The organism is Streptomyces sp. NC-S4, from assembly GCF_054353315.1.
Genome location: NZ_CM135937.1, coordinates 450,984 through 470,307 on the forward strand (window position 1 = coordinate 450,984; position 19,324 = coordinate 470,307).

At 73.4% G+C, this 19,324-nt stretch carries 11 protein-coding genes and 2 pseudogenes; 8 read left to right on the forward strand and 5 right to left on the reverse strand.

The window, feature by feature from the left end; all coding sequences use genetic code 11:
- Positions 1–128: 128 nt before the first annotated feature.
- Positions 129–959, reverse strand: coding sequence for an ammonia-dependent NAD(+) synthetase (gene nadE, locus ACXNSR_RS02170; RefSeq protein WP_458640422.1), 831 nt, complete (start codon positions 957–959; stop codon positions 129–131).
- 193 nt (positions 960–1,152) lie between these two features.
- Here nadE and ACXNSR_RS02175 point away from each other — a divergent pair, with 193 nt between their 5' ends.
- Entirely contained in the window at positions 1,153–5,931 is a 4,779-nt protein-coding gene (locus ACXNSR_RS02175; protein WP_458640423.1) for a hypothetical protein, read from the forward strand.
- Between the two features lie 66 nt (positions 5,932–5,997).
- Complete coding sequence (locus tag ACXNSR_RS02180; RefSeq protein ID WP_458640424.1) at positions 5,998–6,735, forward strand: SAM-dependent methyltransferase; 738 nt, start codon at positions 5,998–6,000, stop codon at positions 6,733–6,735.
- A gap of 64 nt (positions 6,736–6,799) precedes the next feature.
- Here ACXNSR_RS02180 and ACXNSR_RS02185 read toward each other — a convergent pair whose 3' ends face one another.
- Entirely contained in the window at positions 6,800–7,213 is a 414-nt protein-coding gene (locus ACXNSR_RS02185) for a nuclear transport factor 2 family protein (RefSeq protein ID WP_458640425.1), read from the reverse strand.
- A gap of 86 nt (positions 7,214–7,299) precedes the next feature.
- Between ACXNSR_RS02185 and ACXNSR_RS02190 the strand changes: the two genes are divergently transcribed.
- Both ACXNSR_RS02190 and ACXNSR_RS02195 read left to right on the forward strand, forming a co-directional pair.
- Entirely contained in the window at positions 7,300–7,866 is a 567-nt protein-coding gene (locus ACXNSR_RS02190) for a PadR family transcriptional regulator (protein WP_458640426.1), read from the forward strand.
- Positions 7,853–8,638, forward strand: a complete 786-nt coding sequence (locus ACXNSR_RS02195; RefSeq protein ID WP_458640427.1) for an SGNH/GDSL hydrolase family protein — start codon at positions 7,853–7,855, stop codon at positions 8,636–8,638. The genes ACXNSR_RS02190 and ACXNSR_RS02195 overlap by 14 nt, the downstream gene beginning before the upstream one ends.
- A gap of 15 nt (positions 8,639–8,653) precedes the next feature.
- On the opposite strand, the pseudogene ACXNSR_RS02200 reads toward ACXNSR_RS02195, so the two are convergent.
- Positions 8,654–9,485 (reverse strand): annotated as a pseudogene (locus tag ACXNSR_RS02200) (IS5 family transposase).
- Between the two features lie 227 nt (positions 9,486–9,712).
- Between ACXNSR_RS02200 and ACXNSR_RS02205 the strand changes: the two are divergent.
- The 3 genes and pseudogenes from ACXNSR_RS02205 to ACXNSR_RS02215 form a co-directional block, all read left to right on the forward strand.
- The gene (locus tag ACXNSR_RS02205; RefSeq protein WP_458640428.1) at positions 9,713–10,045 is read left to right on the forward strand and encodes a hypothetical protein; all 333 of its coding nucleotides are present in this window, start codon (positions 9,713–9,715) and stop codon (positions 10,043–10,045) included.
- A gap of 123 nt (positions 10,046–10,168) precedes the next feature.
- Positions 10,169–11,353: an IS701 family transposase gene (locus tag ACXNSR_RS02210; protein WP_458640429.1), complete on the forward strand. Its 1,185-nt coding sequence runs from the start codon at positions 10,169–10,171 to the stop codon at positions 11,351–11,353.
- Between the two features lie 240 nt (positions 11,354–11,593).
- A pseudogene (locus ACXNSR_RS02215) lies at positions 11,594–12,204 on the forward strand (transposase); the annotation flags it as partial.
- Between the two features lie 158 nt (positions 12,205–12,362).
- On the opposite strand, the gene ACXNSR_RS02220 reads toward ACXNSR_RS02215, so the two are convergent.
- Together ACXNSR_RS02220 and ACXNSR_RS02225 are read right to left on the reverse strand one after the other, a co-directional pair.
- The gene (locus ACXNSR_RS02220; protein WP_458640430.1) at positions 12,363–14,006 is read right to left on the reverse strand and encodes a PLL family lectin; all 1,644 of its coding nucleotides are present in this window, start codon (positions 14,004–14,006) and stop codon (positions 12,363–12,365) included.
- 168 nt (positions 14,007–14,174) lie between these two features.
- Positions 14,175–15,845, reverse strand: a complete 1,671-nt coding sequence (locus ACXNSR_RS02225) for a PLL family lectin (RefSeq protein ID WP_366454483.1) — start codon at positions 15,843–15,845, stop codon at positions 14,175–14,177.
- 341 nt (positions 15,846–16,186) lie between these two features.
- On the opposite strand from ACXNSR_RS02225, the gene ACXNSR_RS02230 reads away from it, so the two are divergent.
- Positions 16,187–19,129: an ATP-binding protein gene (locus tag ACXNSR_RS02230; RefSeq protein ID WP_458640431.1), complete on the forward strand. Its 2,943-nt coding sequence runs from the start codon at positions 16,187–16,189 to the stop codon at positions 19,127–19,129.
- Positions 19,130–19,324 lie beyond the last annotated feature (195 nt).

Consider the following 19,324-nt stretch of genomic DNA (forward strand, 5'->3'; position numbering starts at 1 on the left):
AGCCACCTGTTCGCGCGCCACCACCGGTCATGAGGTCGTTCCCACCATAGGTGCGACCCCTCGGGGCGGGCCCGCCGTCGGCCCGGCGTTGAGCCGTTCGGCTCAACGCCGGGCCGGCGCGGGGCGGCTCAGGGGGCGATGGGCAGCTGTCGCTTGTGCTCGGTGAGGCGGTAGCGGGTGACGATGGCCGCGAAGGCGGTCCCCGCGACGGGCTTGCCCTCCAGGAGGTCGTCGATGTCGTCGTAGGTGACGCCGAGCGCGTCCTCGTCGGGCTTGCCCGGGTCGAGGGTCTCGAGGTCCGCGGTCGGGGTCTTGTGCACCAGCTCGGCGGGGGCGCCGAGCTCCTGCGCGAGGGCGCGTACCCGGCGCTTGGTGAGGCCGGTGAGCGGGACGACGTCCGCCGCGCCGTCGCCGAACTTGGTGAAGAAGCCGGAGACCGCCTCGGCCGCGTGGTCGGTGCCGACCACCAGGCCCTCGTGCGCGCCCGCCACCGCGTACTGGGCGATCATGCGCTGCCGGGCCTTGATGTTGCCGTGCACGAAGTCCTGGTGGTGCGCGTCGCGGAAGACCGTGCCGCCGGCCAGCGCCGCTTCCAGGGCGGCGTCGCTCGCGGACTTCACGTCCACGGTCAGGACCCGGTCGGCCCGGATGAAGTCCAGCGCCAGCTGCGCGTCCTTCTCGTCGGCCTGGGTGCCGTAGGGCAGTCGCATCGCGAAGAACGTCGCCTCGTGCCCGGCGGCGCGCACCCGCTCGACGGCGAGCTGGCACAGTCGGCCCGCGGTCGTGGAGTCCACGCCGCCGCTGATGCCCAGGACCAGTGCGCGCAGGCCCGTGGAGGTCAGCCGCTCGGCGAGGAAGGCCACTCGGCGCTCGATCTCCTGCCGGACGTCGAAGGACGCGCTCACCTGGAGATCGCGGGCGATCTCCTGCTGCAGGGATATGGACGCCAGGTCGGTCACGGTTGCTCCTCGCTCGGGCCCGTGCGCGGGTCGGCACGCGCCGCCCGGCCGGGGTCACAGTCACGTGTACGGGACGGAAGCACTCTAGAGGAAGGGCAGGAGGCCGTGGCCCGACGGCCCCGGGGCCGCGGCCGGACCGGGGCCGCTCCGCCCCGGCCGGGTGGTGTCACAGGCCCGTGCGACGATGCGAGGCATGATCGTCTCGCTCGACGCCCTGCTGCCCGCCTCCCGTCCGCACGCCTCGACCACGTACGCCGACTGGGTCGCCGCCCATGATCCGGGTGCGGCCGGGGCCGCGCGGGACCTGAACGAGAACATGTACACCGAGCTCGGCCGGTCCCAGGGGAAGCCCGGCCGGTTCGTCGACACGATGACGGCGTGGGCGCGGCGGCTGCCACCGGCCCACCTGCCCTGGTTCTGGGACACGGTGGGCCATCGCCTGATCGGGTACGGGAGCCGGCCCGGGGGCCGGGCCTACGCGGCGGCGCGCGCGGCCGAGGCCGAGCACGGGCTGCCGGTGGATCCCGGCTACCGCCGGGCCAACGCCCTGCTGTTCGCGGCGGGCGGAGCCATGCCGGCCAAGGAGTTCGGAGCCCATCAGCGCTTCCTCGTCGAGACGCTCGACCCGGCGGCCGCGCACACGGCCCTGGAGGCCTTCCTGACGGCGTGGGCGGGCTCGCGGGCGGACCTGCCGGCGGATCTGGTGCGCCGGGTGCGGGCGTCGGCCAGGGCGGCCGGGCACGGTGACGCCGAGGCCGCGCGGATGGTGGGCGCGATCCTGTCCGTCACCCGCGGGAAATCGGTGCCCGAGGCGCTGCTGGCGGCCGCGGAGGACGTCCTGACGGCCCATCCGCCGGCGGACGCCGTCCTGGCCGGACTCGTCGAGGTCTTTCCGGACGGGGTCACCGACGGCGGGGCCTGGCTTCGGATGCTGATCGGCTGCGGCGCGACGGAGGCGATGGCGGCCGGGCGGGTGGTGCCGGAGGGCGGGCCGGCGCACTGGGTCGGCCGGTTCGTGCGCATGTACCAATACGCGCTGTCCGGCGGCGGGGTGTCCCGGCAGCCGTTGCCGGCGGAGTTCCTCGACGTGATCGGCCGGCTGGGGCCGCGGCTTCGGACGGCGGGCACCCCGGTCGAGGTGCACACCACCCGGTACCACTACCAGGGCTTCGACGCGGACGTGCTGGACGCCTGCCTGGCGGCCGGGGCCGTGGTGGTCGACCCGGGCGCGGAGGTCCGGATGCGGTTCTGGGGGGAACGGTCCCGGCGGGACCTCGTCGCCCTGGCCGCGGACCCGGTGTTCGGACCCCGGCTGGAGGGGACGGTCCATGCCGACCTGCTCCCCGACCACTGGGCCGCGCGGGGACGTCGCACCGGGTCCGCGGTGACGCTGCTGCCGGGCAACGAGGGCATCGCCCAGGAGGTGGCCGGGCGGGTCGGCAAGCTCGTCGCCGCGGTCGGGGGCGGCGGCATGGCGGGAGCCGAGGAGGCCGCGGCCGAGCTGGAGACCCTGCTGGACCGGCCGACGGTGACGGCTCTCGGCGGGATCGTCGACGCCCTCGGCGGAGCGGACGTGGCGGACACCCTGCGGCGCTCGCTGGCGGCGGGGCTGCCGGAGGAACTGGCCTGGCCGGCCCTGGAGTCGGTGTACGCGGGGTTCTCGGAGTCCGTCCGGGCGGGCACACCGGAGGGGGCGGCCGACGGTGCGCTGCCGGGCGTGGCGGGGGTGACCTGCACCTGGCCGGTGCTGACGGTGTTCGGGCGGGACCGGGCGGTCGCCGTCGCCCCGGACGGGGAGCGGGGCTCCTGCCGGTTCACGGTTCCCGAGGACGCGACCCTGTTCGCCGTGCACTACGTGGGCGGCTCCTTCCTGGTGAGCTGGACCCTCGAGCCGAACCCGTACTTCTGCGACACGGCCGTCTGGGCCGACCGCCCCGAGGAGCCGTTCGCGCCCGCGGAGCTGGGCGGGATGGTGCCGTTCGGCGGCAGCCTGGACGGGGCCTACGGCTTCCAGTTCGAGTCCGCCGACGGGGGCGGGCGCCACAGCGGCCTGCGCGTGCTGCGTCCGGGCGGCACCGAGGGCATCGACAGCGAGGAGCTGCTGATCGGCGACGGCTCGCGGATCTGGACCAACGCCATCTACGGGCGGAAGCCGTGGGAGGTGGTGGACCCGGTCACCGGGGAGCGGCGGGGAACCGTGGCACTGCCGGACTTCCCCGGGCGGTCCCCGGGCACCGATCCCGCCGCGGAGCCGTCCGAGGCGGGGATGAGCCTGTGCTCCGAGGCACTGCAGCTGGCACCGCTGCCCGCCGGACTGTCCGGCTCCCCGCTGGGCAGCCGGGACGGGCTGGTCGGGACCCGGGTGCTGTTCCGTACCCGGCACCGCGACCACGCGCCCGACCACTATCTGGTGGAGAGCGTGGACGGGCGCACGGCGCGCTTCGACATCGACCGGCCGGGTCAGGAGCCTTGGGGGCTGTGGGCCGCGCCGGAGGGTGCGGTGGAGGACGTGGTCCTGGCCGAGGCGCAGACCCCTACGGGCGTGCGCGCGTACACCGCCGACGGCTCCTTGCTGTGGGAGCTGGACGGGCACCGCTCCCCCAAGCACCCGCGGGTGCGGCCGGCCCGGCAGGCCACCGTGTCGGGGGGCGTGGCCCTGCCGCCCGCCTTCTGGTACCTGCTGCGCACGCGTGACGCGGCCGGGTCGCGCGCGCTGCGGAAGGTGGGACCGCGGACGGCTCGGACGCTGCTGGCGGCCGCCCTCACCGGCGAGGAGGCGCTGCGTACCGCCGTGGCCCGGGAGTTGCCGGAGGTCACCGACCCGGTACTGGCCGGGGCGGTCGTGGCGGTGGCCGGGCGGGCGGCCCGGGTGGAGGAGCGGCGGCTGGCCCTGCACCGGCGCGTGTCCCTGCTCGCCGAGGCCCCGCCGGTCGTGCTGCGCCGGTCCGCGCGGGACACCGAGCTGCTGCCCGCGCTGTTCGGCCTGGTCTCGTACGACGGGGCCGACGCGCACCGGCGGACCCCGGACGTGGCTCTGCCGGCGACGCTCGGCGCGCTGGCCGCCGACGGTGCCTGCCTGGCCGGAACCATAGTCGAGGAGGTGCGGCGGCTGTCGCCACCGGCACCGCCGCACGACTGGTCGCAGTTGCTGGGCTCGATCGACGCCGTGGCGTGGCGGGCGGCGGTGGCACCGACCCCGGACGCGGACCGGGCCGCCCTGCTCGCGCTGCTCGACACCTGGGCCGAGCAGCCGTTCGCCCGGGCGGGCAGCGGGTGGTGGGTGGGCCGGACGACCGGCCCCGCGGACCTGGACGGGCTGCGGGCGGGCGGGACGGCCGTGGCGTCCGCCGCGGTACGGGGCGGCGGGTCGGCGTGCTGGTTCGTGGCGCCCGCCACCGGGGAGCCGGAGGGCGACCCGGTGCCGGCGGCGCTCGCACAGGCCGAACCGGTCCGGGTGCGGCGCGACGACGCCGCCCGGCTGCGGGCCCTGGTGGCGGCGGTCGAGGCGCACGGGCCGGTCCCGGTGCCCGAGTCGGCGGCGGCGCGCTTCGCGGAACTGACCGGTGTCCGGCGGGCCGTGGCCCGGCTCGTGGTGGCCGGTCTGGTCGGGCGGGCCGACCGGGACGAGGACCGTGCCCTGGTGTGCCGGGCCCCGTACCGGGCGACCGCGATGACGGCCGGGGCGTACGAGGAACTGCGCGCGCGGCTCGGGGGCGCCGGGCAGCGGGCCGTCCTGGCCGCGGCCCTGCCCGAGGACCCGGCCGAGCTGTGGCGGCCGGGCGGGGTCGACGCGGCCGTGGAGCGGATGGCCGGAGTGTGGCGGGAGCTGCTCGGGGCGCTGCCCGCCGTGCACGACGGCGCGGCGGACGCGCTGGAGAGCGACCTGGGCCTGGGCGAGGTGTGGGCCCGGCGGCTGGCGGGTGGCTGGGAGGCCGCCACGGACACTCCCGGGAACCCGGCCGTGGAGGCGGCCGTGGACGCGGCCGGCTGGGAGCTGGCGGCGACCCCGTACGGCATCGGCGTGGAGGTCCGGGCCGTGCCCCCGGCCGGGCCCGGACTGCCGTACCGCACCCGGGTCGGCCTCGACCTCCTCGGGATGGCGAGCGCGCTGGTGTGGGCCTGGACGGACCGGCCCGTCGGGGATCCGGCGGTGGCCGGAGCACTGGACGTGTACGAGCGGCTGCGGGCCGAACTGGCGCGTCCGGAGCTGCTGCTGGCGCTGTCCGGCGGCCGGGTCCAGGACACCTCGGCGCGGATCGCGGAGCGGTTCGGGCCCGGGCTGCTGCCGGTGGCGATGGACGACCGGAAGGAGGACGGCCCGGCTCCGGTGACCGCGTACGACTCCGGCCCCCTGGTGGTGTGCGCGCCCGGCGGCGCCTCGTTCCTGCGGCCCGCGGCGGTCGCCGACCCCGAGGTGTGGCGGCGGGTGCGCGAGGTCACCGACCTCGCGGAGGAGCTGGACCGGACGGCGCCGCTGCTGGCGGGGGGCGGGCTGGAGCGGATGATGCTCCGCGCCCGCTCCGGACCGGTGCCGGCCGGTGCGTACGAGGCGGATCCGCGCCGGTCCTGCCCGGAGCTGGTCACGCTGGTGGCGGGTGAGCTCGGCGTCAGCGCGGCCGCGGCGGCGCTGTATCTGCAGGTGGCGGCACTGGCCGCCCCCACGGACCGCAACGTCCGACGGTGGAACGGCTGGTCCGCCAAGCGGCACAAGGAGGTCCAGGCGGAACTCCTCGCCACCGGCGCGGTCGTCCAGGCCAAGCGGGCGCGGGCGGGCCGGACCGTGTTCCTGCCCGGGGAATGGACCGAACTGAAGGCCCCGAACCTGCCCCTGGAGACGGTGAAGCTGGCGGCCCACCAGGTGCGCCCGCTGTGGAGCAACGCGGTCCGGGCCCCCTTCGGCCGGGTGCTGCCGACGGAACCCCTCCACGAGATGTTCGCGCGGGCCTGGGAGCGGAGGTCCTCCGACCACTAGGAAGTGGGTCCGGAACCCGGACGGAAATGGGGTGCGCGCGGGTTCCGGCGTTGGCAGGCTGCCACGGTGAATCATGAACAGATCTCCAGGATCGCCCACACCGACCACCCCATAAAGGCCCCGCTCGGCGACGAATCGGTACGCCGGCTGCTCGAACACGGCGCACCGCGCGACGGCGAGCGGGTGCTCGACCTGGGGTGCGGAACCGCGGAGTGGCTTCTGCGCGCCCTGACCACGCACCCCGCCCTGCACGCCGAGGGCGTGGACACCTCGGAGGAGTCGGTGGAGCAGGCCCGCCGGTCGGCGAGCCTGCTCGGCGTCGGGGAACGTCTCGTCGTGCACCGGCGGAAGGCCGCGGACTTCGTCTCCGACCGGCCTTTCGACCTGGTGCTCAGCGTCGGGGCCACCCACGCCTTCGGCGGCCTCCTGCCGACCCTCGCGGCGGCCCGGGAGCACCTGGCTCCCGGCGGCCGCGTGCTGCTCGGGGAGAGCTTCTGGGACCGCGCTCCGTCGCCTGAGGCCGTCGAGATCTTCGGCGAGCTGCACGACCTGGCGACCACCGTGGACCTCGTCGTCGCCGACGGGTGGGCTCCCGTGCACGGGCATGTCAGCACGCGCGAGGAACTGGACGCGTACGAGTGGTCCTGCCTGGGCTCGCTGGCCTCGTGGGCCCTCGACCACCCGGACGATCCGGACGCCGCCGAGGTCCTGCGGACGGCCACCGCCCGGCGTACGGAATGGCTGCGCGGCTACCGGGACGGCTTCGGCTTCCTCACCCTGGTCCTGCGTCCGGTCTCCGGCTAGGAACAACGGTCCGGCCGGCCGTGCGACCGCCGTCCGGCCGGACCTCCGCCACCGGTGCCGGTCTCTACGCGAGGCCGTCGGCGACCAGGCCGGCGAGGACCGCCTGCCCCAGGGCCTGCACGGCGGACTGCGGGCGGACCATCACGGTGAACTCCTTGATGCGGCCCGCCTCGTCGAAGTGGAGCAGGTCGATCCCGTGGATCTCCCGGCCGTCCACCGCGGCCCGGAAGAGCAGGACCTCCGCCGGGGCCTGCGCGCCGTCGGCGCTGGTCTCGGCCGCTCCCTCGAAGTCGCCCACGTAGCGGAAGTCCTCGAAGACGCGCAGCAGGACCCCGAAGAGCCCCAGGACCATGGGCCGGCCCTCGAAGGGCGTGAACTTCACCGGGCTGTAGAGCCGGACGTCCTCGGTGAACAGGTCCTCCAGCGCGGTGAGATCCCGCTTCTCCACGGCGGCGCGGAAGCGTTCGGCAGTCTCCATGACCCCTCCTGGTACTCAAGAATCTGACTAGTCACTTTCATGAGTATGATGCAGGGGTCGGCGAGGAAGGGGAAGGGGTGACCGCGATGGCCTTGCGACATGCCGTACTGGCGGCTCTGCTGGACGGCGAGTTCAGCGGCTACGAGCTGGCGAAGTCCTTCGACATCGGCGTCTCGAACTTCTGGCACGCGCTGCCCCAGCAGCTGTACGCCGAGCTGGCCAAGCTGGAGAAGGAAGGGCTGGTCGAGGGACGCGAGGTGGTCCAGGAGACCCGGCCCAACAAGCGCCTCTTCCAGGTCACCGAGGCCGGCCGCACCGAGCTGGAGGAGTTCGCCGCGGCCCCGCTGAAGTCCTCCGTCATCCGTGACGACCTCCTCGTCAAGGTCCAGACCGCCGACCGGATCGGCATCGAAGCGGTGATCGCGCAGCTCGAGGCGCGCGCGCTCGCCGCCGACGCCAAGATCGAGCTCCTCGGCAGGGTGCTGCGCAAGATGCGCGGCGACATGGACGAGGAGGAGTTCCTGCTCCACGGCGAGCGGATCGGCGGGTACCTGACCGGCCTGCGCGGCCTCGCCTTCGAGCAGGGACACCGCGACTGGTGCCGCCGGAGCGCGGCGATCCTGAAGGAGAGGTCGGCCCGTGCCGAACGGTGAGTACCTGCGCTACGTCGCCCTCGGCGACAGTCAGACCGAAGGCCTCGGCGACGGGGACGACACCGTGGGCCTGCGCGGCTTCGCCGACCGGTTCGCCGAACACCTCACCGCCGTCAACCCCGGTCTCCGGTACGCCAACCTGGCCGTGCGGGGGCGTCTCGCCGGGCAGGTCCGCGCCGAACAGCTGGGCCCCGCCCTGGCCCTGCGCCCCGACCTGGCCACCGTCGTCGCCGGGGTCAACGACATCCTCCGGCCGCGGTTCGACGCCGCGGAGGTCGCCGGGCACCTGGAGGAGATGTTCGCAGCGCTCACGTCCACCGGGGCCCGCGTGGCGACGGTGACCTTCCCCGACCTCAGCGTGCTCGTGCCCCTCGCCCGACCCGTCGCCCCGCGCATCGCCGACCTCAACGACCGCATCCGCGCCGCGGCCGCCCGCCACGGGGTCGCCGTCGCCGAGACCGCCCGGCCGGTCGCCGTGACCGACCCGCGGATGTGGACCACGGACCGCCTCCACGCCAGCCCCGTCGGGCACGAACGGATCGCCGCGGCCCTCGCCCACGCCGTCGGCCTGCCCGGCAGCGACGACACCTGGACGCACCCGCTGCCACCGCTGCCGACCGCCCCGGGCGCCTCGACCGTGACGGCCGAACTGCGCTGGGCGGCCGCCTTCCTCGGCCCCTGGCTGGGCCGCCGCCTGCGCGGCCGCTCCTCCGGCGACGGCCGCACCGCGAAGCGCCCCGCACTGCTGCCGCTGACCGCCGCCGTCGACTAGGTTCTGTCTCTTTGGTCAGTGGCGGGTCCAGATGAGGATGCTGGCGAGGTGGAGTGCGGCCTGGTAGGCGATGGCGAGTTTGTCGGTTCGGGTGGCCAGGCCGCGCCACTGCTTGAGGCGGTTGATGCAGCGTTCGACGGTGTTCCGCTGCTTGTAGGCCTCGGGGTCGAAGCCGGGCGGGCGGCCGCCGTGACGGCCTCGCCGTCGGCGGTGGCCGATCTGGTCGGACGGCTGCGGGATGACCGCGCGGATTCCCCGGCGTCGCAGATGGGCCCGGATGGCGCGTGAGGAGTATGCGCGGTCGGCCAGGACAGCGCTGGGCCTGGTCCGGGGCCTGCCCGGGCCGGTGCGGGGCACGCGGATGCGGTTCATCACCGCTTCGAAGGCCGGTGCGTCACCGGCCTGGCCTGCGGTGACGGTGAAGGCCAGGGGCCGGGCCCGGCCGTCGGCCGCCAGGTGGATCTTGGTGCTCAGGCCTCCGCGGGAGCGTCCGAGTGCGTGATCGGCCGGCTCCCGGCGTCGCGCCTCCCCCTTTTGAGTGCTCCGGCGGCATGCTGGTGGGTCCGGACGACGGTCGAATCGACCGAGACGGTCCAGTCGATGTCGTCGGCGGCGTCCGCCGCGGCCAGGACGGAAGCCAGGATCCGTTCCCAGGTGCCATCGACGGCCCACCTGATCAGCCGTTTGTGGGCGGTCTGGAACGGACCGAGCTCGTCGGGAAGGTCCCGCCAAGGCGAGTTGGTGCGGTACTTCCAGGCGATGGCGCCTCAAGAGTGCGGCGGTGGTCGGCCCATCGCCTGCCACGGACCGGATCGGCCGGCATCAGCGGCTCGATCCGGTCCCACATCGCATCGGTGATCACTAATCGGACGGACACATCCGATCAACTGACCAACCGATCAAAGAGACACGCGCTAGGCGAAGGCCTCAGGCTGGAAGCGCCAGGCGGAAGAGCCCATGCGCTACATCGACCCGCCACGCCAGGTGGGCGGGGGTTGCCGGACCTTATGGAGGCCGTCGTGGTCCGCCTATCTGGACTTTCGTCTACTCCGCGAAGACTGTCCCCCGATCGCGGTGGAGATCGACCGCGAGGACTTCGGCACCGCCGTGGACAAGCTCCGCGACGAGGCATTGCGTGGGCGTCCCGCACTGTGGATCCGCTGGCACGGAGCGCTGCGCGCTGAACTCCCGGCTGGCGTCGCCCGCCTGCGCCTGCCGACGCGCGCGACCCGCTCCCCCATCCGGTACACCCTGGCCCCCCTCGGCGACACGGCAGCGATCACCTGTGGCGAGCCTGTGTCCGCAGAGGCCCTCGATGACGCACGCATCAGGGACCGGCAGCGGATCGCGGAGGAGAAGCGCACCGCCGAACGCCGACTGTCCTACCCGCCTGTGATCCGCTGCTGAGGCGCGGCACAAGGATGGAAGAATCGGCTGGCCTTAGGTGATCCGCGAGTCCGGACTGGGAACGGCCTAGTACTGCAACGGTCTTTGCCGTGACGGTTGGGCAGGTGGGTCGTTGGGCTGGTCATGGGTGGGGAACGCGTTCAGGCCCGGTCGTGGGCTGGTGAACTGAAGGCTCTGCATGAGCGGTTTGTGCACCGCTTCTCCAGGTCGGAGCCGCGTGAGACGGCCCTTGCCCATATGCGGGGCCTGATCGCTCCGCTGGAGCGGAAGAACGGCTGGACGCTGGCGGAGGAGGCCGGGCATGCGGGTCCGGACAGGGTCCAGCGGCTGCTGAACCGGATCGACTGGGACGCGGACGAGGTTCTCAACGACGTGCGGGAGTACGTCGTTGAGAACCTCGGCGATCCGGATGCGGTGCTGATCGTGGACGACACCGGGTTCCTGAAGAAGGGCGACCGGTCGGCCGGTGTCCAGCGGCAGTACTCCGGCACGGCCGGCCGGACGGAGAACTGCCAGGTCGGAGTCTTTCTGGCCTATGCGTCCTGTCGCGGTCGCACCCTGATCGACCGGCGTCTCTACGTGTCGGCGTCCTGGACCGAGGACCGGGACCGGTGCCGGCGGGCCGGCATCGACGACACGGTCGTCTTCGAGACCAAGGTCGCAACAGCCAGGGCGATGGTCCGACGGGCCATCGCGGAGAAGATCCCGTTCGGGTGGGTGACCGCGGACGCCGGCTACGGCTTCTCCAAGAGCTGGCGCTCGGAGCTGGAGCGGGCTGACGTCTTCCATGTCATGGCCACCACCCGGCACGACACCGTCGTCACCCGCTGGGCCATGGACCATCCCGTCCATGACCTGTTTCCCGGGCTGCCGCGGCAGAAGTGGAAGCGCCGCTCCTGCGGCGACGGCGCCCACGGACCCCGCGTCTTCGACTGGGCCCGAGTCGAGGTCCGCCCCTGGCACCGAGACGACCGCCGTCACTGGGTGATCGCCCGCCGCAGCGTCCGCAGGCCTGAGGAGATCTCCTACTACATCGCTTACTGCCCCGCGGAAACCACCCTCGACCAGCTGATCCACGTCGCCGGCAGCCGGTGGGCAGTCGAGGAGTGCTTCCAGACCGCGAAGCAGGAGTGCGGCCTGGACGACTACCAGGTCCGCCGCTACCCCGGCTGGCACCGACACATGACTCTCGCCCTGGCCGCCCACGCCTGCCTCACCGTTCTGCGGGCCCGCGAACTGGACGCCGGCAAAGCAGAAACGGATCCTCCGGCCTCGTCCCCCTCAGTCTGCCCGAGCTCCGACGTCTGATCACCCGACTCACACACCGGCAGGCCACCCCCGTCGAGCATGTCCTGCACTGGTCCCACTGGCGACGCCGCCGACAGTTTCAGGCCCGACTCAGCCACTACAAACAACGCGGCCACCTGCCACCCGAAACTGCCCAACCATCAGAGCAAAGACCGTTGCAGTACTAGGGCCTGTGTGGTGTCGTGATCAATATTGCGGTTTCGTGCCCACCTGAAAGCGGAATCCGGTAGGACGCTGTGTGTGACGCGTAGGCAACTCACCGACGAGCAGTGGACGTTCATCGAGCCGTACTTACCGATCGGCGAGTACGGCCCCTACCCCGAGAGGCTGCGGGATCAGTTCGAGGGCGTGATCTGGCGCTTCCGCTCCGGCGCCCAGTGGCGGGAGATGCCCTCCGAGTTCGGTCCCTGGCCGACGGTCTACGGTCGCTTCCGGGTCTGGAGGGACGCCGGCGTCTTCGAAACCCTGCTGGAGGGACTGATCGCGGAAGCCGCGAAGCGGGGTGAGGTGGACTTGTCGCTGGTCAGCGTGGACTCCACCACCGTGCGGGCCCACCACGACACCGCCGGGATGCACCTCGACTCCGACACTCTGGCCGCCCTGGAGAAGGCCGCCGACGAGGCGGACAAGGCCCGGCAAAAGGGGGCGACCCGAAGGAACAAGACGGGCGGGCCGCCGCAGGCGACCCGGAACGGGAAGAACGACGACGAATCCGGCGTCGGCGCAAGCTCCGGCTGAAAGCCGCCCTGCTCGGACGCTCCAGAGGCGGACAGACCAGCAAGATCCAATGCGCCGACGACCGCAAGTGCCGCCCGCTGGCGTTGCTCCTGACCGAGGGGCAGGCCGCCGACAGCCCGCAGTTCACCCGGGTTTCCCTTGGCCGCCCCGTCACAGGCGGCGATGATTCGGTCGTTCATACAGCGATCATGCCAGGACGACGGCCCCGCCCCCGACCACGGCCTGCGCGGCCGGCCCCCGGACAGGCCGGGGGGCCGGCCGCGGCCGGAGGTCAGCCGGTCCGGAACTTCGCGCCGCCCAGGGTGTACCAGGAACTGAACGGCTTGCCGTCGGCGCTGTAGGCGTGGGAGAGGACGCCGTCGGTGCCGATGGCGAAGACTTCGGCGGCGTTGAGGCCGGACTCGTAGACGGCGGACGGGGTGCCGGTGAACTTCCAGGCGGTGTTCAGGGACTCCCAGCCCTGCCAGGGGCCGGCGTTGAGGTTGTAGTTGTGGTTGAGGACGCCGTCGGTGCCGATGCCGAACAGCTCGACGGCGTTGGTGGTGGCGTTGTACGCGGCGGTGGGGCTGCCGTTGAACCGGAACGAGGGGCCGAGGGTGCTCCAGCCGTTCCACTTGGCGTCGTTGAACAGGTAGTTGTGGGAGACGACGCCGTCGGTGCCGGTGGCGAAGACCTCGGTGACCTTGTTCACCGGGTTGTAGACCGCGCTCGGGTCGGAGGCGAAGCGGAAGCTGCCGTCGAGGACGTCCCAGGTGGTCCACGGCTTGCCGTCGGTGGAGTAGCTGTGGGAGACGACGCCGTTGGTGCCGGTGGCGAAGACCTCGGCCGTCCGGGTGTCCGGGTTGTAGACGGCGGACGGGGTGCCGGTGAACTTCCAGGCGGTGTTCAGGGACTCCCAGCCCTGCCAGGGGCCGGCGTTGAGGTTGTAGTTGTGGTTGAGGACGCCGTCGGTGCCGATGCCGAACAGCTCGATGGCGTTGGTGGTCGCGTTGTACACGGCCTTCGGGCTGCTGTTGAAGCGGTAGTCGGAGCCGAGGACGTCCCACCCGCTCCAGGAGGCGGCACCGTTGAAGTGGTAGTTGTGGGAGACGATGCCGTCGGTGCCGGTGGCGAAGACCTCGGTGACCTTGTTGACCGGGTTGTAGACCGCGGTGGGGCTGCCGGTGAAGCGGAAGGAGTTGTCCAGCGACTCCCAGGGCGTCCAGCCCGGGCCGCCCTTGGTGTTGTAGGAGTGGACCATGATCCCGTCGGTGTTGACCGCGAAGGCCTCGGCGGTCGCCGTGTCGGGGTTGTACAGCGTTGCGGCCGTCGGTCCCGAAGCGGCGGGGGCCGGGGTCGGTGCCGGGACGCCGAGCGCGGCGACGATGCGCTGGCCGTCGGCCGCCTGCTGTCCGTAGCGGTCGGGGTACGCCGACCGCTGGACGTTCTGGCACACGGTGCCGATGTCCTGGGACTGCCAGGACCCGCCCGGGTAGGTGCGCTGCATCGCGTTGATGAACGCCGTGGTGGACCAGGTGGGGTCCAGTCGCTGCTGGGTCGAGCCCCAGAAGTCCTGCTGCTGGAAGAGGCCGACGCTGGTGTGGTCCAGCACGTTGGGGTTGTTCTCCAGGGTGCTCTCGACGATGGCTGTGGTGACCGCGATGACGGCGGCCCGCTCCGGCAGGCCGAGGCCGCGGACGGTGGTGACGACGGCCCGGGCACAGGAGACGCGGTAGGCCGTCATGGCGTGCGCCAGGGAGCCGGTGAGCTGCTGGTTCAATTGCGCCGCGACGGCCGCGTCGGCGTCGGTGATCGTCCCGCAGGAACGATTCGGCAGCAGTGCGTAGGCCGGCCCGGTGGTGGCGGTGACCGTGCCGGTGGCTGCGACGGCGGTCAGGGCGAGCGTGGACAGGCTCAGACGAAGGCGACGGTTCACGGGATTCTGACTCCTGGTTGGACGTGGAAGGGTGGAACGGTCGGGCGTGGACGGGCCACGGAACAGGCGTGGCCGGAGGCGGGCGCGGCCGGAGGGAGGGACGAGCGGCGGCCCGGGCCCGGTCGGCGAGCCGACTCGAGCCGGGACCGCGGGTCGGTGGCGTGGTGCTCAGCCGGTCCGGAACTTCGCGCCGCCCAGGGTGTACCAGGGGCTGAAGGGATTGCCGTCGGCGCTGTAGGCGTGGGAGAGGACGCCGTCGGTGCCGATGGCGAAGACTTCGGCGGCGTTGAGGCCGGACTCGTAGACGGCGGACGGGGTGCCGGTGAACTTCCAGGCGGTGTTCAGGGACTCCCAGCCCTGCCAGGGACCGGCGTTGAGGTTGTAGTTGTGGTTGAGGACGCCGTCGGTGCCGATGCCGAACAGCTCGACGGCGTTGGTGGTGGCGTTGTACGCGGCGGTGGGGCTGCCGTTGAACCGGAACGAGGGGCCGAGGGTGCTCCAGCCGTTCCACTTGGCGTCGTTGAACAGGTAGTTGTGGGAGACGACGCCGTCGGTGCCGGTGGCGAAGACCTCGGTGACCTTGTTCACCGGGTTGTAGACCGCGGCGGGGTTCGACGCGAAGCGGAAGGTGTCGTCGAGGACGCTCCATCCGGTCCAGGGCTTGCCGTCGGTGGAGTAGTTGTGGGAGACGACGCCGTTGGTGCCGGTGGCGAAGACCTCGGCCGTCCGGGTGTCCGGGTTGTAGACGGCGGACGGGGTGCCGGTGAACTTCCAGGCGGTGTTCAGGGACTCCCAGTCCTGCCAGGGGCCGGCGTTGAGGTTGTAGGTGTGGTTGAGGACGCCGTCGGTGCCGATGCCGAACAGCTCGATGGCGTTGGTGGTTGCGTTGTACACGGCCGTCGGGCTGCCGCCGAACTTGAACGTGGGACCCAGGGTCTGCCACCCGCTCCAGGAGGCGGCACCGTTGAAGTGGTAGTTGTGGGAGACGATGCCGTCGGTGCCGGTGGCGAAGACCTCGGTGACCTTGTTGACCGGGTTGTAGACCGCGGTGGGGCTGCCGGTGAAGCGGAAGGAGTTGTCCAGCGACTCCCAGGGCGTCCAGCCCGGGCCGCCCTTGGTGTTGTAGGAGTGGATCATGATCCCGTCGGCGTTGATGCCGAACGCCTCCGCCGTCGCGGTGTCGGGGTTGTAGAGGGTGGCGGCCGAGGGCGCGGACGTCGACGGCGCCGGGGTCGGCTCGACCGGTACGGTCGCGTCGTCGACGACGCTGGTGTTGCGGACGGGGGTGTAGCCGTTGCCCTTGATGTAGTCCGGGAAGTACGGGTACGGGATCGTCCGGTGGTGCACGCCGGTGCCGCTGAACTCGTACCCGACGTAGGAGGTGTGGGCGGCGTCGGCCCAGCGGTCGAACAGCACGATGTGGCCGTCCCTGCCCGCCGCGTCGTTCAGCAGCGCGTCCCCTGCCCGGAGTTCGTTCTTGTCGATCCGCTGCGCCACCCCGGCCGGGATGAAGCGGGTGGTGTCCAGACCGGGCGTGCCCAGCTTCCAGGCCATCGAGGCGTAGCCGGAGCAGTCCCGCCGGTACCCGTTGTAGTAGCCGCTGCCGCTGTACACCAGGCCGAGCGACACCCAGGACTGGGCCCTCGCCAGCACCTCGGAGCGGCTGATCGCGGGCCCGGTCTGGGCCACCAGCGGAGCGGACGTGCCCTGCCCCGGGTTGACGGCGCGGACGCCGTCGCCCGACAGGGCGTGCACCGGCGCGGTGCCGAGGGCGAGCGAGACGAGCCCGGCCGCGAGCAGGGCCGAGGCGGCTCGGACGGTGGGTGTGGCGATGCGCATCAGCGTCTCCTGAGGAGGGTTCGTGGGCCGCCCCGGCGGTGCCCGCGGACACGGCGACGTGTCCCGTACGGGCCGCCCGGTGGCGGGTGAGGTCTACCGGGAGCGGCAGTCGGGTGCCGAACGGCTCGGCCCGGCCCCGTTCGCCGCCGGCTCAGCCTGGCCGGGCGACGGCACGGGCCGCCTCCGTGCCGACCACGGAAAGCCGGCGGGCGCGGCGGCCACGGATCAGTACGGATCACCACTGACCGTCAGGGATCCGTCCTGGTCAGCCCGGATCACCACGGATCACCACGGAGGAGAAACACGGACCACCGCGGAGCTGTGCCACCGATAATGAGTCCGTGTCCACACCATTGATATCGACGCGGGAAACCGACGTACTCGTCCTGCTCGGACAGCACCTCAGCAACGCGGAGATCGCCGTACGCCTGTCCATCTCGGTCCGCACGGTGGAGTCCCACGTCTCCTCCCTGTTGCGCAAGTTGGCCCAGCCCGACCGGCGGGCGCTCTCGCGCCACGCGCTGGGCCGGGAACCGGGCGCGTCCGACCGGCCTGCGCCAGGGCGGCTCCCGTCGGTCCTACGCCCGGATGGCCGGCCCGCGCCCGGGCGTCCGGTGGCCGAACGCCCGGGACCCTTACTGCCGGTGCCGTTGACGGCGTTTGTCGGGCGCGCGCGGGAACGCGCGGACCTGGCCGCCGCGATGACGGCGCATCGGCAGCTGACCGTCCTCGGCCCCGGCGGGGTGGGGAAGACCCGGCTGGCGCTGGAAGTGGCGGCGGACGTCGCCGGTGAGTTCCCCGACGGGGTGTGGTTCGTCGACCTGGTCCCGGTGACCGAGCCGGACCGGGTGGCGGCCGAGGTCGCGGCAACCCTCGGCGTCGCCGAGGAACCCGGCCGAGACGTCGACCTGGCACTGCTGGAGTCGCTGGCGGACCGGCGGGTCCTGCTGGTGCTGGACAACTGCGAACAGGTCCGGGACGGCGTGGCGCCCTTCCTCGAGCGGCTGCTGACGGCCTGTCCCGGGCTTCGGGTGCTGGCGACGAGCCGGTCCCGGCTGCTGGTTCCGTTCGAGCGGGTCTTCCCGGTGGCCCCGTTGTCCCGGGAGGGTGGCTGGGGATCCGACGCCGTCGCCCTCTTCACCGCCCGGGCGGGTGGGCTCGGGCTGCCGCCCGGTCCGGCCGAGCTCGACGGCGTCGTGGACATCTGCGAGCGGCTGGACGGCATGGCGCTGGCGATCGAGCTGGCGGCGGCGCGCTGGCCGACGCTGGGCCTGGACGGTCTCGGGGCGGGGCTGTCCGACCAGTTGCGGTTCCTGGCCGGCGGCCCGCGCGCGGACGACCGCCACCGGTCGGTACGGGCGGTGCTGGACTGGAGTCACGAACTGCTGGAGCCCGTCGACCGGGCGCTGCTGCGGCGGGTGTCGGTGTTCGTCCTGCCGTTCACGGCCGGGGCGGCGGTCGAGGTGGCGGGCTTCGCCCCGCTGGACCCGGTCGCCGTCGCCGACGGACTGGGCCGGCTCGCCGAGCAGAGCCTGCTCACCGCCGTCCCGTCCGCGCACGGCACCCGGTACCGGGCGCTGGAGACGATCCGCCAGTACGGTGCCGAACGGCTCGACGAGGCCGGTGAGTCGGCCGACGTGCGCTCCCGCCACCTGGGGTGGTGCCTGGACGGCGCGCACGAGCTGGTGCGGACGGCGGACGAGGACGGGCGGGCCGGGTTCGACGTGCTGGCGGACGAGCTGCGGTCCGCGCTGGCCTGGGCCGCCGGGCGGCCGGAGCGGCGCGCGGACGCCCGACGGCTCGCCCTGGCGCTCGCGGGGGCGGCATTCGAACGCAACCTGCTCGGCGAGTCCCAGCAGCGGTACGAGCAGGCCGCCGTCCTCGCCGCCGACGGGACCGACGCGGCCGAGGCCCTGCGCCGGGCGGCAGCCGTGGCCGGCTGCCGACGACTCGGCGACGAGATGTACCGCCTGCATCGCGCCGCCGCGGCCGCCGCGCTCGACGCGGGACACAGGGCCGCCGCCGGCCGCGACCTGGCCACTGCCGCCACGGTGGCGGTCCGCTTCGCCGGCGAGTTCGAACAGGCACCCCCCGCCGAGGTGGTGGACGCCCTGCTCGCCGAGGCCCGTTCGCTCTCCGACGACTCCCCGGCCGGAGGCGCGGCCCTCGCGCTGGCCGAGGTGGCCGTGCACGGTGACGCCTTCGGTACGGCCCCCGTCGGCCCGGCCGATTCCGGCGCGAGCGTCCCCCTGGCGGCTGCCTCCGTGACGAGCGCGTCAACGGCTGCCGTTCCCGCGCCGGACGTCGTCGCGCGCGCCGAACGCGCCGTCGCCCTCGCCCGGCGCGCGGGCGACCCGGTGGCGGAGTCCGCCGCGCTGGACGCCCTCGCCGGAGCCTGGAGCCGTGGCGGTGACGCCTTCGCCGCGGCGGCCGCGACCCGACGCCGGATCGACCTGCTGCGGACGCTGCCGCAGGCCCCGGCCGTCACGCACGAGCTGCTCGACGCCCTCGCCACGGGCATCGGGAACGGCTTCGGTGTGGGCGACCTGGAATGGGCCGGCCGGTGTGCCGGACAGCTCGCCGAGCATCGGCTGCTGGTCGAGGCAGGAGCGTGCGCGCGGTCCTGGCTGCTGGTCGCCGACGTGCTGGCCGGCCGGGTCGAGAAGGCCCTGGAGACCGGTGACCACCTGCTGGAGACCTGGGAACGGATCGGGTTCCAGCGGTCGTTCTCGCTCGGCCCGGCCGCCGCCGCGGTCGCCATGGTGCACGGTCTGCGAGGCGACCACGAGGCCCGGGCGACCTGGCTGGCCCTCGCCGGCCGGGCCGGCACACCGAAGCACAGTCACGGCTACGAGGCGGTGTTCGACGCCGTGGTGCTGCTCCACCACGGCCGGCCCGACGCGGCGCTGGGACGTCTGGCGGCGCGGCCGGGCGAGGCCGGCACGCCGGTCTCATCGTTCTGGCTGCACTGGTCCGTGGTGCTCCGGGCGGAGGCCTCGGTGCTCGCGGGGCGTCCGGGGGCCCGCGAGCAGTTGGACGCCGCACGGGTGGCTGTCGCCGGCAACGCGGCCGCCACCGCCCACGTGGACCGCGCCGAGGCCCTGGCGGACGGCGACCGGGAGCGGCTGCTCGCCGTCGTGGCCGCCTTCGAGGCGGCGGACTGCCCGTACCAGGCGGCGCTCACCCTGGTGCTGGCCGGGGGCGACCACACGGCCGCCGGCGAGCGGGCGCTCGCCGGACTGGGCTTCGCGCCGCCCGGCACGGATGGGCTTCGGCTCCCGTGATGTCACACGGTCGGGCGCGGGTGGGGCGCTCCGGTCGGCCCCCGGTCACCGACCACGGTCGGGGCCGCGTGCTGCGGCGGACCTGACCGGACCTGGTCGATCGGACCCTCGCTGCGGCGGCGGCTGCCGCGTGCGCGCCTGCGGCAGCCGCCGGGTCGGCACGTGCGGCGGGCTCGCGGCGGTGCAACGGCCCGG

Excerpts from the sequence above, each read along its gene's own strand:
- ACXNSR_RS02210 (WP_458640429.1), top strand. The coding sequence starts at position 10,169 with ATGGGTGGGGAACGCGTTCAGGCCCGGTCGTGGGCTGGTGAACTGAAG.
- ACXNSR_RS02190 (WP_458640426.1), top strand. The coding sequence starts at position 7,300 with ATGGCCTTGCGACATGCCGTACTGGCGGCTCTGCTGGACGGCGAGTTC.
- ACXNSR_RS02225 (WP_366454483.1), bottom strand. The coding sequence starts at position 15,845 with ATGCGCATCGCCACACCCACCGTCCGAGCCGCCTCGGCCCTGCTCGCG.
- ACXNSR_RS02175 (WP_458640423.1), top strand. The coding sequence starts at position 1,153 with ATGATCGTCTCGCTCGACGCCCTGCTGCCCGCCTCCCGTCCGCACGCC.
- ACXNSR_RS02185 (WP_458640425.1), bottom strand. The coding sequence starts at position 7,213 with ATGGAGACTGCCGAACGCTTCCGCGCCGCCGTGGAGAAGCGGGATCTC.